The organism is Bacillus sp. 220_BSPC (assembly GCF_001054655.1).
In the GTDB taxonomy this organism is placed as follows: domain Bacteria; phylum Bacillota; class Bacilli; order Bacillales; family DSM-1321; genus Peribacillus; species Peribacillus frigoritolerans.
Genome location: NZ_JVPL01000285.1, coordinates 25,847 through 40,331 on the forward strand (window position 1 = coordinate 25,847; position 14,485 = coordinate 40,331).

Here is a 14,485-nt window from a genome sequence, read left to right on the forward strand (position 1 = left end):
TCATAGACTAACTTGAAGTCCCCTTCAAATCCATCTTCTGCTTTAAATAGTCAGCAATTTCTGTTTGTCCTCTATCAATGGCAAATGCATAAGCATCCATATCTTTCATGTTGTCACCAGAGTATTTTATGGTTATATCTATATTATTCTCAACTAACAATTTAACAATCTCAAAATGACCACCATATATTGCAGCAAACAGTGGATTTCTATCTGGTTCACTAGTATCCATCTCAACATTCTGGTTAATGAGATATTCGGCAATATCTAAATGGCCTTTTGTAGCTGCTCTTTCAAGGGCATTTGTAGAAAAAGTTCCCCGCTGTGCATTAGCATCTATCCCGGCATTAATAAGATATTTTATCATTTCTAAATGCCCATGAGTTGCTGCTATATGTAACCATGTACCAAAGGGCGTCATCCATGTTAACATTTCTGGTTCTTTCTCGAGTAAATCTCTTACCGTATCCGTTTGGCCACTTTTTATCGCACCTCTAATGTCTTTCGAAATTTGAGTTTTATCCATTTAGTTTCTCCTTTATTTCCAACGTCTTCTAGAATATCAATAGTATCATCTAAGTCTGAACCCGCCGTAAAGACTGCTTTCAATTGATTTTTAAAATTATCTAAAGATTTAATATTATGTTTTCCTTTAATTAAAATTCAAAAAATAAAACAAAAAGCACCTGTTGCCTCAAAGACAATCAAATGCTTTATCGTTAGCTATATAAAGTAATTCATTACAAACCTTATCTTTAAACCAACGAGCTTGCTTAAATCGTAGGTTTAAAGTTTGTTCCTTGTAACGATAATTCGTAAACTTAAAATGTCATCTCGCCTAGCTATCTTTCGCAATTGTCATAACTTATATTGTTAAAAACTCTAGGTTTGCTCAAAACGGATAAATGTAGCTTCCCATTAGTATCATTATTTAGATAAATATAGGTTATTAAAGAACTCATCAAAACTATCTGCAAGGATAAACATATTGCCCATTTCTTCCTCTGGTTCTATATCATGAATCCAAAAATAGATCTTTCCTTGGTATTCTCCACTAACTCCTAATAAAATTTCATTCCCTCCTGGGTCATTAGCAATTGAAATAAAATCTTCCGGTATTTCTCCTTCTAAAACCTCAAAAACTTTAGATAAATTACTCTTCATATCCCCAATTCCATAAAACTTATTAACTAAACTTTCTCCTTCATCATCAGATATTTTGAAGTTAGATTCTTCAGGATATCCCCCATTGTATTCTAGTAGAAAATCAACATATTGATTAGGTAGCGTAACATCGTACTCTTGTTCAAATTGTTTTATATCTTGTAGGGAAATCTTTGGATTTTTGCTACTCATTTTTGTCATATTCGCACTCCTCTAATCTTACTTATTTTTTCCATTAACTTTAGATTGACCACCAATGTGTCTAAACTCTCTATGAATATCTTCATCTACTAGCATCATCGTTTTTCCATCTTGATGATGATGCCATGTATACCCTTCTGGTGGTTTCCTAATATCAATTATTGGAGGATCAGTATCTTTACTAAGTTTAGCCGCTATATTTGCATTTTCAAAGTCTTTTGGATTATTCTTAGGCGAATGTACCTCGATTTTAACCGGCTCAACATTTGGATGTACATAGGGTGTAAAATCAGGATAACCATTTGGATAACTTACTGATATTCCAGACTTGTTAATATAAGTCCAAGTGCCGTTATCATCGATAGAGATTTTCCCGCCCTTTTTATACCACTTTTCAGGTATAGGAGAGTTCATTGGTTTAGTCCTCAAAATCTCTTTAGTGACATCTTCTACATTTAACCTACCCCTACCACTAACTTCAGACTCCACTTTCGCCATTGAAATTAACTGATCCTTCAATCCCGCACCATTAACCACATTATAAGGTACTCCACCTGCCAACGACAGTTGGTTTTTAGGATTGTATGGCAATAGGTTAGGGATGGAAACTAGTTCTTTTGCCTTCGTTGCACCTTTTACTGCAGCGGCTTTTGTAGTTGCTACCCCAGTCTTCGCTACAGCACCCGCGCCTTTTGTTCCGACTACAGATGTGACGACTGTTCCGAGGGCATAGGTTACCCAATGAGACCGCGAATAGGCATCGCCATTTACCATATCTCTTTCATATGAGTCGGAGATGGACTTGGATATATATTTATAGGTTTGAACCGGGTGCATGATTGAGTTTGCTACACCTTCAACTGTTTCCCCGGGATCTGTGACAAAGTCCCAAACTCCTGTCACAAAGTCTTTACCTACATCATAAAGGCCTACGCCGATTCCTTTTGCAATGTCTGCGGTTTGCTTAGCCGCTTCTAGCTGCATGACATATTGCTGCTGGGTGGGCGCTAAGTTTTCGTACCCGATCTGCTTGGCGATTTTGAGGAACTCATCAGGATCTGTTACATGATCGAGTTGTGCCTTCAAGTCTTTGATCAGGCGATTCTCCGCCTCTTCTTTCTTAACTTTGAGATATTGCGCGGTTTCTTTTTTCCTTACTTCCAGGTTTTTATAGGCTTCACTATTTTTATAGGCTGCTGCATTAAAATATAGCGGGGATACTACTCCTCCCCTTGTACTGGATATTTTCAGTTGCTCCATGAGTGCCATCACTGCCGCTTGGTCCTCTTCGGATTTGGCATATTCAGCCGTCCACTTATGGTCGATTTCGTTTACCTTGTCTATCGTTTGGGTCCGTTTTGTTTCAGCTTTCTCGATATTTTCAAAGAACGCATCATCGGAAAAAGGCTCTAACTGAATGAGATCATCAATTCCAGCCAATATTTTTTTCAGATCATTTTTCTGGGCTGTGACCATTTCCTTGGAATTTCGAGTCGCATTTGTCAGCTCTTCCTCTAAAAATGGGACCGTAACCACGGTTTCGCTAAGGTTCGCTTCGATTGTATCTCCTTGAATTCCGCTTAAAAAGGCAACATGCCGATTGATCAGGCGCAGCCAAGAATCCACGACATCGATCTGTGCTTTGTAAAACCCTTTAATGGCCTCTGCACCTTGCCCCTGCAGCTCATCATCCAAATGAACGATGCTCTCAAATCCTTTTTTCAATTCCGTGAGCTGTTCTTTCAGGTCCTTATATTGTCCGACACGCGTTTGCATGGCAGAAACTAGTGTTTGAGATTCGTAAGTCATCGACATAATGGAAAGTCCTTTCAACTTCTTTTCTTATTCATTTCTATGTAATATTTTTATTCACTGTAAAATTATGGACTAAATATATTTTAGAAGAGTTTCTATATTTATTCAAGAAATGAAGGGACTTTTTATTAAACGGATTTATAGTATAAAGAAGGTAGGATATTAGAATATTTCCTTAAGCTTTGTAATATCGAACAAAAATATGCTGTCCAGGAGCCAGCTAGACGATGGGTGATCACAAAGTTACACTGAAACGCAAATAAGGGCTATTCCTGTTGAAGGAATAGCCCTTTTTTTGTATCAAAGTCAAAATGCCGGAATGGCCGTTTCACTATATTTCTCTTCTAAAAATTTGCGTACCTCCGGGCTTGTCATGGCCTTGGCCAACTTTTGGACTGGCTCGGAATCCACGTTATCCTTGCGTGCCACTAATGTAATCGCAAAGTCATTTTCAACACCTTCTGTGAGAAGGGCGTCATTTTTTGGTGTCAAACCAAGCGGTGCAGCGTAAGCAGGTGTTATCACGATCGCATCTGCTTCATCATACGTTCTCGCTAGCATTAATAAATCCACTTCTTTAAACTTATAGTTTTTAGGGTTCTCAGTGATATCAGACATTGTATAGTATGGACCCTTTTTTTCCTTTAAAGTGATAACTTTATGCTGTGCCAGCAAGGCCAATGAGCGATCGATATTCGACACATCATTTGCAATGGCAATAACGGCACCCTCTGGCAATTTATCCATTGAATCGTATTCTTTGGAGTACACACCATAATTGGCAAAATAAATGGGTTTCACTGGTACTAGCTCGGCATTTTTGTTTCGATTGAATTCCTCCATATATGGAACGTGTTGGAAGAAGTTCACATCCACTTCTTTTGCCGCTAGTGCGGTGTTAGGCTGGACATTATCACTTAATACAACCATTTCCAGGTTAATGCCCTCCTCTGCCAGCTTTGGTTTAACAAGCTCAAGGATTTCCGTCATTGGGGGAATGAGTGAGGCCACTTTCAATGTAACCTCTTCCTTTTCCTGATTCTGCGTATTTTCTTTCTCTTTTACTTCATTCGTCTTTCCACACCCTACTAAAAACAACATAATTGCTGCCATGAGAAAGAGTATTTTTTTCATGATGTTTCCCTCCATTATTTATCTTTTATCAATCATTCTAGCTATTGTCGTTCCAATGAATTGGATAAGCTGTACAAGAATAATCATAATGATAATCATATAAATCATTAGCTCTGTTTTAAACTGCTGATAGCCATACCTGATGGCAAAGTCGCCGATACCCCCGCCTCCGACCACTCCCATGATCGTTGAATAGGAAATAAAGCTGATAATCGATGTTGTTAGTCCGAGTACTAGCCCTGAACGAGCTTCCACGTAAAGAAATTTAAATATGACATCCTTAACCGAAGCCCCCATGGAAATGGCTGCCTCGATCACACCCTTTGGAACATCCAATAAAGATTGCTCGACCAATCGCGAATAATGGGCAATGGCGATGATCGCTAATGGAACGCAAGCAGCTGCTGTACCAATGGCTGTGCCGATTAAGAGCCTTGTAAACGGGATTAAAAAAACAACCAATAACAAAAATGGGAATGAACGGATAATATTCACGAATAAATTCAAAATCGAGAAAGCCCACGGGTTTTCAAGCAAATGACCCTTCCTACAAAGAAATAGCAAGGTCCCGACAGGCAATCCAATCAAAATCGCAGCTAAAATGGACACACCCACCATGGTAATGGTTTCTCCAATCGACTGCCAAATTTCTGCCTCATATTGAACTAAAATCTCAGGCATGGCCCAGCCCACCATTCTCTGCTAATTGTTCGATAAAGTATTCTGGACGATTATCCTTTTTTTGAATCCCGGTTGGTTCGATTATGACCGTGTCATAAATCTCTCCCTCTGCCATGATCGATACACGATTGCATATACTTTTAATGACATCCAGCTCATGACTAACAATGACAATCGTCACACCGAACCGTTTGTTTATGTTTTCTAGCACGTCTAATATTTCAGCGGTTGTATTTGGATCAAGGGAAGAGGTCGGTTCATCACATAATAACACTTGCGGGTTATTTGCCAATGCCCTTGCAATGGCAACACGCTGCTTTTGTCCCCCGCTTAATTGTGCCGGATATCTCTCCATCTCACCCTCCAATCCGACAAATTGGAGACACTCTACAACACGGCTCCGACGTTCCTTCTTTGGGTAATTTGCCAGCTCTAAAGAGGCTGCCACATTGTAATAAACCGTTTTATTTGCCACAAGATTAAAATGCTGAAAGATCATGCCAATCGACTTCCGTGCCCCTCGAAGTGCTTTATTGTTCAATGTTGTCAACCTTTGGCCGTTTACCTCCACTTCGCCCGCATCTGGGGTCTCCAACAAATTCATTAGCCGCAGCAACGTTGACTTCCCTGCTCCGCTTGCTCCGATTATTCCATGAATTTCACCTTTAGGTATTGTTAAAGTAACAGACTCAATAGCCTGAAATTGTGAAAATTTTTTACTCACTTGATCCAGGTTAATCATAAAATCCCACTTTCTATTTGTTGAAAGGTAAGCATACCGCTCCACATTATCGTTTCATCAAAGAAACACAGCTGATAAATCATTTTATCAACTAATGAGGACCTAATGCAAAGACACAAATTAACAGTTAAAGACTTCCAACCCTATTAAGCTCCCTCTTTCTATTGGCTGCCATTCTTAGATAATCGGATTATTCCTTTCAAAATAACTGAGAGTGTATTATAATTATAAATGATAATGGTTATCATTATCATTTATTTTTTCTAAACTTCAAAAATACGAATGTTCTAAAGGACGTGGTGGAAAATACATGATTCGATACCTTGATGAGAAAATTGCCAACTATGAGGTATGTGTCATCTTGCCCTCAGGTTACGATCAAACCAAGAAATACCGAACGATCTATATGCATGATGGTGGAGAAACTGCCAAACAAGCTTCAAACTATATCGATCATTTAATTCTTTCAGGGCAAATTGAACCGCTTATCGTTATTGGAATTGAACCCATTGATCGCAAAAATGACTATACGCCGTGGGAAGCACCATCACTTGCACCGCATGCTTCCACCTTTGAAGGGCGAGCGCAGGTTTATTTACATACTGTCGTAACCGAAATAAAGCCATATATAGATGCCCATTATGCTACCAATCCCGAGCCTTCACATACAGCTATTTCCGGCTGCTCACTTGGAGGACTTGTTTCGATTTTCGCCTCCTATTATTATCCAGAGGTATTCCATCAATATATCTCATTATCAGCTTCCTTTTGGTACGAGGACGTTCTTCGCTATCTTCAAGGGGAAAAGATTGAACGGCAAGGAAATATCCATCTCAAACCAACTGTGAATCGTCAAAATCATCGGCTCTATTTATATGTCGGGGAATTAGAGGGAATTTATAAAGAAACGATACAAAAGCATATGGTTGACTACACGAAGAAAGCCCACCTTGAATTTACCAAGGAAGGCTATTCGGAATCTAACCTATTATTTGCGTCAGATCCAAAAGGAACTCATGATGACCTATTCTTTACTAACTACTTCATTCAGTCACTTCACTGGTTATATGGCATAGAAACTAGGAACGAAACGATGGATCGATGATTAGTCTTAATCGACTGCATCACAATAGCCCCCAAGAATGTGGTGATTTCCCTCCACTCTTGGGGGAAGAAAACCGCCCTTTGAATAGGCGGTTAATTGAACTATCATTTCCGGTTAGTGGCAATGAATCCCGAAGCTTTGTTTCCTAATCTTTCTCTATTATAACAAGTGAATAAACTGCTCCACCGCCACCTGCACCTGACATAGCACTCTGAGAGACAACCTTCCATCCCTCTTGCAAAAGTTGATTTAAATCACTTAAGTTATTCTTCTTTTCGGTAAGATAATAAACTACGATTGCCTTTTGCATAATACAGCTCCCTCCAGAACTCAATATATCCTATCTGAAATTTCGTGATTATACCGAAGCCGTTCGTCGAAGCCTACTGTTTGTTTCATTTACAGTAAACAGACAAGAGGCGACAACATATTTTTCTTATTCGACATTGTGTTCTCATATTCCTTGCTGTTTAACATCTATCCTTTTGTACGGCATGCTTCGTTAACTGGATATACTTTTATTCCACAACACCGTGACGTTATTTCGACGACACCACCAAAAACCGGACATTTTGATCCGAGAAGTTAAACCAGTAATGGGCTTTTCGAGCATCGAACATGAACGACTGCTGTTCATGGAGTTCCATTCTTTCTCCCTCTATTTCCACTGTTAACTTCCCTTCGATAATGAATAAGAATTCATGTCCGCTATGAGAAAAGGCGCTTCCTTTATTTTCACCTGGCTTTAAGGTGACAAGAATAGGCGAAAAAACAGCATCACGAATGCCGCTGGATAAATTCTGATAGTGAAATTGTTCATGATTATAATCTGAATTTTCCTGGGAGCGGTCCTCAGAAAAAAAGAAACTTGGGTTGACATCCAATGTATCAGCGATTTTTTTTAATGACTCTAATGTGACGCTTGATTTACCCCGTTCTACTTGTGATAAAAAGCTGATTGAAACGCCTGTTTGTTCAGCAAGGCTCTTTAATGTTAGTTTTCGCTCTTTCCTCAATGACTTCATTTTTTCCCCGATTGAATCAAAAGGCATAGAGATGCCCCCTTTTTTTACATAGTATCTAGCTACATTATACAGTACAAATTTTAATGAATGTTCCGTCATTAATAAAATAATTGACAGAAAATTATAAATTATTTACAATAAAGGAAATAATAAATTGAAGTGACACTTCAATTTTTACGGGGTGACTCATGATGGAGAAGAAACAAATGCGGCGAATATTAGTCGCGAGTTTAGTCGGAAGTTCGATTGAGTGGTTTGACTATTTTTTATATGGGACCGTTGCAGCTCTCGTGTTTAATCAGCTATTCTTCGTGAATGAGGATCCGACAATAGGGCTGTTGCTTTCCTATGCATCCTTTGCGTTAGCATTCTTCATCCGCCCCTTTGGCGGAGTGATCTTCAGCCATATTGGCGATCGTATCGGGAGAAAGAAAACCCTTGTTATAACACTTAGTTTAATGGGTGTCGCTACATTTGGGATGGGACTTCTTCCCACGTATCAAGCCGTTGGGATTTGGGCGCCGATTTTATTAATCACGTTGCGATTAGTACAAGGTCTGGGAATTGGCGGTGAATGGGGTGGCGCGCTATTATTGGCCGTTGAATATGCTCCCGCTGAGAAACGGGGCTTGTTCGGGGCCATTCCTCAGATGGGTGTTACTATAGGAATGCTGCTTGGAACCGTTGCCTTATCTATTATGACACTGTTGCCTGAAAACGCATTCATGACTTGGGGATGGCGTATACCATTCATTTTTAGTGCTCTGTTAGTATTTTTTGGCCTATGGATTCGTAAAGGAATCGATGAAACACCTTCTTTCAAAAAAGTGAAGGAATCAGGAGAAGTTCCAAAGCTGCCGATTGTAGAAACTCTTAAGAATTATTGGCGTGAAGTGCTTATCGCCGTGGGAGCCAAAGTGGTAGAAACAGCTCCATTTTATATTTTCAGCACGTTTGTCGTATCATATGCTACTGCAAATCTCGGTTTCTCACGGACAGCTACATTGACTGCAGTCATGATTGCAACAATTATAACGACAATTTTAATACCATTCATGGGGATGTTATCTGATAAGATTGGCCGCAAAAAGCTGTTTATAGGCGGAACGATTGGGATGGCACTGTTTGCATTCCCATACTTCTGGTTGCTGCAGCAAAAATCGGTACTGATATTGATCGTTGCAACAGTCATAGGTTTAGGGGTTATTTGGGCCCCCATCACAGCTGTTCTTGGAACGATGTTCTCGGAAATTTTCGATGCAAGGATTCGTTATACCGGCATCACGCTTGGATATCAAATCGGAGCAGCTCTGGCAGGAGGAACAGCGCCGCTAGTTGCAACGGCTTTACTTAATAGGTTTAATAACTCCTATGTTCCTGTCGCCCTTTATATTATTTTTGCATCTGTCCTGTCATTAGCAGCGATTTGGGCAGTTAAGGATCGCAGCAATCAGAAATTAGACGAAACGCATAATACTAGTGCCATGTAATCTATGGTTCTTTTACTTCAAGGAGGAAAATTGAATGTTGGTTATAAGTGAGAAGGAAATTCACCAATCATATGGAATGAAGGACGCAATTGCGGATGTAAAGGCCGTATTACGTGCACACGGTACTCAAAGTATAGACAACCCTCATCGCACGGTGCTTGCTTTTCCTCAACACGAGGCATCGGCACTTTACATGCCAAGCGCTGATTTATCTGAAGAAGTTTCGGCAGTCAAAGTCGTTACCATTTTTCCAAAGAATCCTTCAAGGGGGATGGCCACAACACAAGGAGTCATCTTGCTGTCAGATGCAGAAAATGGCGAACACTTAGCATTGTTGAATGCCTCCTATTTAACACGTCTCAGAACGGGGGCATTGAGCGGCATTGCCACAGACCTTCTTGCTCGTAAAGACGCCAGGGTTCTCACGATCATCGGAACAGGAGCTATGGGTTTTGAACAAGCAATTGGTGTGTTAGCCGTAAGGGACATTGAGCGTATTTTATTAGTAAATCGCACACCAGAGAAAGCGCAGAAATTCGGTGAAAAGCTGCGGGCATTCGGAGTAACCGTTCCTTTTGAAGTTTGCGAAGATGTTACAGCAGCTGTTCGCCAAGCAGATATCATTTGCTGTGCAACCCGCTCGAACGAGCCAGTATTTAATGGACTCGATTTAAAGCCGGGCACACACATTAACGGGGTCGGGTCTTACTTGCCGGATATGAAAGAAGTGGATAATACCACGGTTTCACGCGCTGCTAAAATTATCGTCGACGATTTGGCGGGCGTGAAGGCTGAAGCAGGAGAGCTCATTTCTGCAGCCAATCAGGGAAATTGGTCGTTTAATGATATTCACGGAGAGCTTTTTGAACTTGTCATGAGGACCAAAACAGGCAGGGAAAATGAAGAGGAAATTACCTTCTTCAAATCAGTCGGTGCCGCTTACTTTGACCTCGCTGTAGCAAAAGGTGTTTACCGCCAATCGAAAGAACAGAACATCGGAATGGAGATTGAGGTTTAGCAGAAGCTTGTACATTTCGCTATCGCTGAATGTAATAACAACCCTATTTATTTGCCTTAGCTTGCAGTAACATTTCATCTTTAAAATAAGAGACCCTTCTTTCGGAAAGGCCTTTTAAATAACCCTTATCTTTTACAAGCGATCAAGTCTTTATCACGGCCGCTTTTTTTATTATGACTATCCTCTAAATAAAAAACACTACCAATTAAAATAGCAGTGTCGTTTTCGTGATCCCCTTATTGATTCAATAAACCAGGTAATGTCTGAGCAATATCTATCAGTTGGTCGACAACATCAAATATTGCTGTCGTCATAAATATTTGAACCACTATTAAAATGCTTAGTAATATTAAAAGAATTATTTTAAAAGTTGTATTATTCATGAAAACTTATACCTCTCTTTAGTAAGTAGCCTTTCAGAGTGTAAACAACCCCCTTTTCCCAAAGAATTGTTGGAGAAAAAGGGGTTGTTTTATGAAAGAAGGACACAATATATTAATTTTTATTGCTTATCATCAAATTCAGATTCTGAACGGTCTCTATCCGTAGGTATTTCATTTTCATACTCAGAAACTACCTCTGCGGCTTCCTCGTTCAAAGAAGCTTTACCTTTTTCCATTTTTTCACTAGTCACATCTCGCTTAATACCTTCAACGTATTCATTCGAATTTGGACCTGATACTAATAATGAACCATCATCTTGTGCATACGCTAAAAACACATATGATTTTCCTTCTTCCGGTAATGTATCATCTTCATACAAAACAACAAAAGAGCCGTCTTCATTTATCCCTCCAGCCTTTTGAATAGGTATGGAAGTATCTGTTACTAGATCACCCAGGCAGGACAGTAACTTGGTAATTTGTATATGGTATTGAAACCTCTTTAGCACCGTCACTAGTTTCAATTGTTACAGGATCTTTGTATAGAGTGTCAACATCTTCATCAACCCGGCCTATAAAAACGTAATCTGCATCACCTACAGTTTCATTTGGATCATCCACATCTACAGCAAAAGTACCATCCATTTGAATTACCTTTAGGTTTTTTTTATCCTCCGAATTTATATCTTTCTTGAAATTAAAACAAGCTGAAACTATCAAAGAAAGACTAACTATAAATAATAGTGAAGCAAGTAACCGAACTTTTTCCTTACCCATTTTTTCACCCCTCCTCTTCCTGTTAGTATTTCTTATGAGCAGCCGTATAGATGCTCTATCATAATGGCATAATAACCATAAATTCAGAATGATAGGTCCCAAAATTGAATTCACGATTTTCACATATGGCATCTTTTCTGTGATTCACCGAAAAAGAGTTTAAAAATTTATTACTCAATTAAATTAGTAAGAGGGATAAAAAGCTGTGAACCCGTTACACCTCTCATGTGATACCTTTCCCCCACAAATAAAAAGCCCCTGACACTAGAAGTGCCAAGGGTTTGAAAGATTAAGAATTTATACATATAGTTTGCATTTCCAACATTTCTCGAGAGTAAAAGTTTTAATTCAAAATCATTCATATTTTATTGATTTTTGAACGAATAAGTATAGATATGGCACAAGAACCGTAGAGGAATAAGGCTATGAAAAGTAAAGGTACTAATATTGTTGATATTTGATCTTTTGGGACAACCCAAAGTAATAGAACTGAAAAAGTTATTGTTCCACTTAATCCAATGAATATCGCATAAAATAATAATCCAAAATTTAAAGCCTTTTTAAAACTCTCTTTATATGTAGACATCAATATCAAAATTCACCACCTAAATTTTATTTTTGGTTTAACCACTGTTTTTTAGAATTACTTATCTTCTTCTAATCCTACCTTTACTCCTACTCCGATACCATACCTTATTATTCTCGTATTTCTTAAAACGTCGTTCAGTCCCACCATTAAAAAAATAACGTCCGAAGCAACTCCCTTTTTGGGGCAACCACCTCTAAGTTCAGTCAAGTATCCTACACCCTAATCTTTCACGAGAAATAAAAAAGAATCCATCATGAAAAAGGATGGATTCTTTTTTTGTGTTGTTCTTTCGATTCCGTAAGATTGACTTAATTCATACTGATCCACTTGTTTCCGCTTCAGCTACCTTTTTGACACGATCTAAAAATTCAACGACCACTTTATCGGTGGCAAATACTAAAAGTAATTTCAAAAACCACTTTAATGGGCGACTGGTGACTGTATATGTAAAGGAAGTTCTATTGTCATTGATTTTATTTAGTTCATATAAAGCCGTAATATCAAACATTTTTGCAAGTATGAAGCCTACTTTAAGCTTTTTCTCATTTGTCTCATTCAAATATTCCAATGTTTCTATATCATACTCTTCTGTTCGTTTTCCTTCTCTATATGTTTGACGATATACGCTTCCAACCACTTCTTCCGTTATTTTAACCGGCTTTTGTTCAACTACTTGAGGCATGATTTTTTGCATATTTTCTACAGAACCATCAAGAAACTTCCATACCTGTTCAATTGGGGCGTTTATTTCTATTTCCCTTGTCCACTTTTTCAATGAAAATCACCTCTACCTCTATTATATTTCCTTTATTATGTAAAACCAAATTCCGAACTGATTAATCGGCAAATAATTCAAGTTACATTAGATACATTAACCAATTCTTTTTGAATTTAAATGCCGTTCTGTAAATAAATTACTTATTAAGATTCTCTTTTTTGGTGTTATTCTTGTATAATGAACCAAACGGTTACTTTTTCAGGAGAATCCTATGAATTTTATTTATATCAATCAAAACATATTAGATAATCTTTTTTATATCTTAGTAAGTATTTTGATTTATTACATTTTAATAGATCATGGCAAAAGGTTAAGTCAGTATGGCAAGACCCTTATTACTGCATGCATGAGCATTCCTATTATATTAAGTATGAAGTTTCCTATTTATATCGATGAATATTGTGTCCACGATCTCAGGCAAATTCCTTTTATAATAGGGACCCTTTATGGTGGTTGGCCTGTAGGGGCAGCTCTGTTAGTCATCATATTATCTTTTAGGTTTGCTTTTTATGGCTTTAATTTACTTACGTTAATTGTATATATCGTAATCTTTATTATAACGGCTCTATTTTCTTCCAAATTCAAAAATTTCAATCGGAAAAATAAGCTTAATAGCTCGATACTATTAATTTTATTTCTTGGAATACTAACGAGCTTCATTTCACTCGCTATGTCTGATTATTTTCGAATAACGGAGGCGTATGTATTTTACTTTATCATCCTCCCTCCTTTCATTATTGGTTTAGCTGTTTATATCATGGAAATTTTAAAGGATGCCATTTTAATCCGGACACAGATGATAAGGCTTGAAAAAATGGAGGTAGTCAGTCAGCTTGCAGCCAGCATTTCACATGAGGTTAGAAATCCTTTAACGGTTGTGAAAGGATTTGTTCAACTGCTAAAGACCCCTGATCTGACTCAGGATGTAAAAGAACAATATATAGAGCATGTTGTCAGGGAGCTTAATAGTGCAGAATCCATAATTAGTGAATACTTAGCATTTGCAAAACCTGCACTTGAGAAAGTGGATAATATTTCAATTAACCGTGAAATAGGGTATGTAATTGAAATGATCAAACCATTGGCTAGCATGAATTTAGTTACTATTTCTAATCAGTTGGCTCCAGCCATTACCCGGGGGAATATTCAACATTTCAAGCAATGCTTCCTAAACCTCATCAAGAATGGTATAGAGGCAATGCCACATGGCGGGGAACTTAATATTGTTTCTTATGTAAATAATTTCGATATCATTATCGAAATCAGTGACAATGGAGTGGGAATGAACAAGGAACAAATAAATCGTTTTGGCGAGCCTTATTACAGTTCCAAAGAAAAAGGGACTGGGTTGGGATCAATGGTGGCTGTCAAGACCATCCAAACGATGAATGGTACACTTCATTTAACTAGCGCTTTGAATAAGGGAACAACGATTTCAATAACACTTCCCGTTTATCATGAAGATCATTCTGCAAAATAATAAAAAAGTCCGCCATTACCGGCGGACTTTCAGACAGTAGACAAACTCGATGAAAATCGAGTTTGTCTATTTTTATGGCTTGTATTTGGACGTTGATTTCCAC

16 protein-coding genes and 1 pseudogene are annotated in these 14,485 nt (G+C 38.3%); 4 read left to right on the forward strand and 13 right to left on the reverse strand.

Features of this window, described 5'->3' with window-relative positions:
- Positions 1-7 precede the first annotated feature (7 nt).
- The 6 genes from ADA55_RS22765 to ADA55_RS22790 form a co-directional block, all read right to left on the reverse strand.
- A complete protein-coding gene (locus tag ADA55_RS22765; RefSeq protein ID WP_048687739.1) occupies positions 8-526 on the reverse strand; it encodes an ankyrin repeat domain-containing protein in 519 nt (172 codons plus the stop codon).
- A 401-nt stretch (positions 527-927) separates the two neighbouring features.
- Entirely contained in the window at positions 928-1,365 is a 438-nt protein-coding gene (locus ADA55_RS22770; RefSeq protein WP_048687740.1) for an SMI1/KNR4 family protein, read from the reverse strand.
- 18 nt (positions 1,366-1,383) lie between these two features.
- Positions 1,384-3,180 (reverse strand): T7SS effector LXG polymorphic toxin, encoded by a 1,797-nt coding sequence (locus ADA55_RS22775; RefSeq protein ID WP_048687742.1) that lies wholly within the window; start codon positions 3,178-3,180, stop codon positions 1,384-1,386.
- A gap of 306 nt (positions 3,181-3,486) precedes the next feature.
- Positions 3,487-4,314, reverse strand: coding sequence for a MetQ/NlpA family ABC transporter substrate-binding protein (locus tag ADA55_RS22780; RefSeq protein WP_034309854.1), 828 nt, complete (start codon positions 4,312-4,314; stop codon positions 3,487-3,489).
- Positions 4,315-4,332: 18 nt separating this feature from the next.
- Positions 4,333-4,995, reverse strand: coding sequence for a methionine ABC transporter permease (locus ADA55_RS22785; protein WP_048687747.1), 663 nt, complete (start codon positions 4,993-4,995; stop codon positions 4,333-4,335).
- Positions 4,988-5,737 carry a methionine ABC transporter ATP-binding protein gene (locus ADA55_RS22790; RefSeq protein WP_053087455.1) on the reverse strand — a complete coding sequence of 250 codons (750 nt, stop codon included), beginning with the start codon at positions 5,735-5,737 and terminating at the stop codon, positions 4,988-4,990. The genes ADA55_RS22785 and ADA55_RS22790 overlap by 8 nt, the downstream gene beginning before the upstream one ends.
- Before the next feature lie 310 nt (positions 5,738-6,047).
- On the opposite strand from ADA55_RS22790, the gene ADA55_RS22795 reads away from it, so the two are divergent.
- Positions 6,048-6,842 carry an alpha/beta hydrolase gene (locus ADA55_RS22795; protein WP_048687749.1) on the forward strand — a complete coding sequence of 265 codons (795 nt, stop codon included), beginning with the start codon at positions 6,048-6,050 and terminating at the stop codon, positions 6,840-6,842.
- Positions 6,843-6,987: 145 nt separating this feature from the next.
- Here ADA55_RS22795 and ADA55_RS29670 read toward each other — a convergent pair whose 3' ends face one another.
- The 3 genes and pseudogenes from ADA55_RS29670 to ADA55_RS22800 form a co-directional block, all read right to left on the reverse strand.
- Complete coding sequence (locus ADA55_RS29670) at positions 6,988-7,152, reverse strand: hypothetical protein (RefSeq protein ID WP_153246167.1); 165 nt, start codon at positions 7,150-7,152, stop codon at positions 6,988-6,990.
- A gap of 48 nt (positions 7,153-7,200) precedes the next feature.
- A pseudogene (locus ADA55_RS31600) lies at positions 7,201-7,316 on the reverse strand (IS1595 family transposase); the annotation flags it as partial.
- Between the two features lie 65 nt (positions 7,317-7,381).
- Positions 7,382-7,894 (reverse strand): helix-turn-helix domain-containing protein, encoded by a 513-nt coding sequence (locus tag ADA55_RS22800; protein ID WP_034309858.1) that lies wholly within the window; start codon positions 7,892-7,894, stop codon positions 7,382-7,384.
- 164 nt (positions 7,895-8,058) lie between these two features.
- Between ADA55_RS22800 and ADA55_RS22805 the strand changes: the two genes are divergently transcribed.
- Together ADA55_RS22805 and ADA55_RS22810 are read left to right on the forward strand one after the other, a co-directional pair.
- Positions 8,059-9,357, forward strand: a complete 1,299-nt coding sequence (locus ADA55_RS22805; protein WP_048687750.1) for an MFS transporter — start codon at positions 8,059-8,061, stop codon at positions 9,355-9,357.
- 34 nt (positions 9,358-9,391) lie between these two features.
- Entirely contained in the window at positions 9,392-10,375 is a 984-nt protein-coding gene (locus ADA55_RS22810; protein ID WP_048687752.1) for an ornithine cyclodeaminase family protein, read from the forward strand.
- A gap of 502 nt (positions 10,376-10,877) precedes the next feature.
- Here ADA55_RS22810 and ADA55_RS29675 read toward each other — a convergent pair.
- The 4 genes from ADA55_RS29675 to ADA55_RS22830 all read right to left on the reverse strand — a co-directional run bounded on the left by ADA55_RS29675 (position 10,878) and on the right by ADA55_RS22830 (position 12,899).
- Positions 10,878-11,282: a hypothetical protein gene (locus tag ADA55_RS29675; protein ID WP_142398515.1), complete on the reverse strand. Its 405-nt coding sequence runs from the start codon at positions 11,280-11,282 to the stop codon at positions 10,878-10,880.
- Entirely contained in the window at positions 11,209-11,535 is a 327-nt protein-coding gene (locus ADA55_RS22820; RefSeq protein WP_048687757.1) for a hypothetical protein, read from the reverse strand. Before ADA55_RS22820 ends, ADA55_RS29675 begins: the two co-directional genes overlap by 74 nt.
- 643 nt (positions 11,536-12,178) lie before the next feature.
- Positions 12,179-12,331 (reverse strand): hypothetical protein, encoded by a 153-nt coding sequence (locus tag ADA55_RS29680; protein WP_153246168.1) that lies wholly within the window; start codon positions 12,329-12,331, stop codon positions 12,179-12,181.
- A gap of 106 nt (positions 12,332-12,437) precedes the next feature.
- The gene (locus tag ADA55_RS22830; protein ID WP_048687762.1) at positions 12,438-12,899 is read right to left on the reverse strand and encodes an SRPBCC family protein; all 462 of its coding nucleotides are present in this window, start codon (positions 12,897-12,899) and stop codon (positions 12,438-12,440) included.
- 214 nt (positions 12,900-13,113) lie between these two features.
- Here ADA55_RS22830 and ADA55_RS22835 point away from each other — a divergent pair, with 214 nt between their 5' ends.
- Entirely contained in the window at positions 13,114-14,382 is a 1,269-nt protein-coding gene (locus ADA55_RS22835) for an ATP-binding protein (RefSeq protein WP_048687764.1), read from the forward strand.
- Positions 14,383-14,485: the final 103 nt, after the last annotated feature.

What these genes read in the sequence shown, in the direction of transcription:
- ADA55_RS22835 (WP_048687764.1), top strand. Translation starts at nt 13,114, where the DNA reads ATGAATTTTATTTATATCAATCAAAACATATTAGATAATCTTTTTTAT.
- ADA55_RS22810 (WP_048687752.1), top strand. Translation starts at nt 9,392, where the DNA reads ATGTTGGTTATAAGTGAGAAGGAAATTCACCAATCATATGGAATGAAG.
- ADA55_RS29670 (WP_153246167.1), bottom strand. Translation starts at nt 7,152, where the DNA reads ATGCAAAAGGCAATCGTAGTTTATTATCTTACCGAAAAGAAGAATAAC.
- ADA55_RS22800 (WP_034309858.1), bottom strand. Translation starts at nt 7,894, where the DNA reads ATGCCTTTTGATTCAATCGGGGAAAAAATGAAGTCATTGAGGAAAGAG.
- ADA55_RS22770 (WP_048687740.1), bottom strand. Translation starts at nt 1,365, where the DNA reads ATGACAAAAATGAGTAGCAAAAATCCAAAGATTTCCCTACAAGATATA.
- ADA55_RS22765 (WP_048687739.1), bottom strand. Translation starts at nt 526, where the DNA reads ATGGATAAAACTCAAATTTCGAAAGACATTAGAGGTGCGATAAAAAGT.
- ADA55_RS22795 (WP_048687749.1), top strand. Translation starts at nt 6,048, where the DNA reads ATGATTCGATACCTTGATGAGAAAATTGCCAACTATGAGGTATGTGTC.
- ADA55_RS22805 (WP_048687750.1), top strand. Translation starts at nt 8,059, where the DNA reads ATGGAGAAGAAACAAATGCGGCGAATATTAGTCGCGAGTTTAGTCGGA.
- ADA55_RS22780 (WP_034309854.1), bottom strand. Translation starts at nt 4,314, where the DNA reads ATGAAAAAAATACTCTTTCTCATGGCAGCAATTATGTTGTTTTTAGTA.
- ADA55_RS22790 (WP_053087455.1), bottom strand. Translation starts at nt 5,737, where the DNA reads ATGATTAACCTGGATCAAGTGAGTAAAAAATTTTCACAATTTCAGGCT.
- ADA55_RS22775 (WP_048687742.1), bottom strand. Translation starts at nt 3,180, where the DNA reads ATGTCGATGACTTACGAATCTCAAACACTAGTTTCTGCCATGCAAACG.
- ADA55_RS22820 (WP_048687757.1), bottom strand. Translation starts at nt 11,535, where the DNA reads ATGGGTAAGGAAAAAGTTCGGTTACTTGCTTCACTATTATTTATAGTT.
- ADA55_RS22785 (WP_048687747.1), bottom strand. Translation starts at nt 4,995, where the DNA reads ATGCCTGAGATTTTAGTTCAATATGAGGCAGAAATTTGGCAGTCGATT.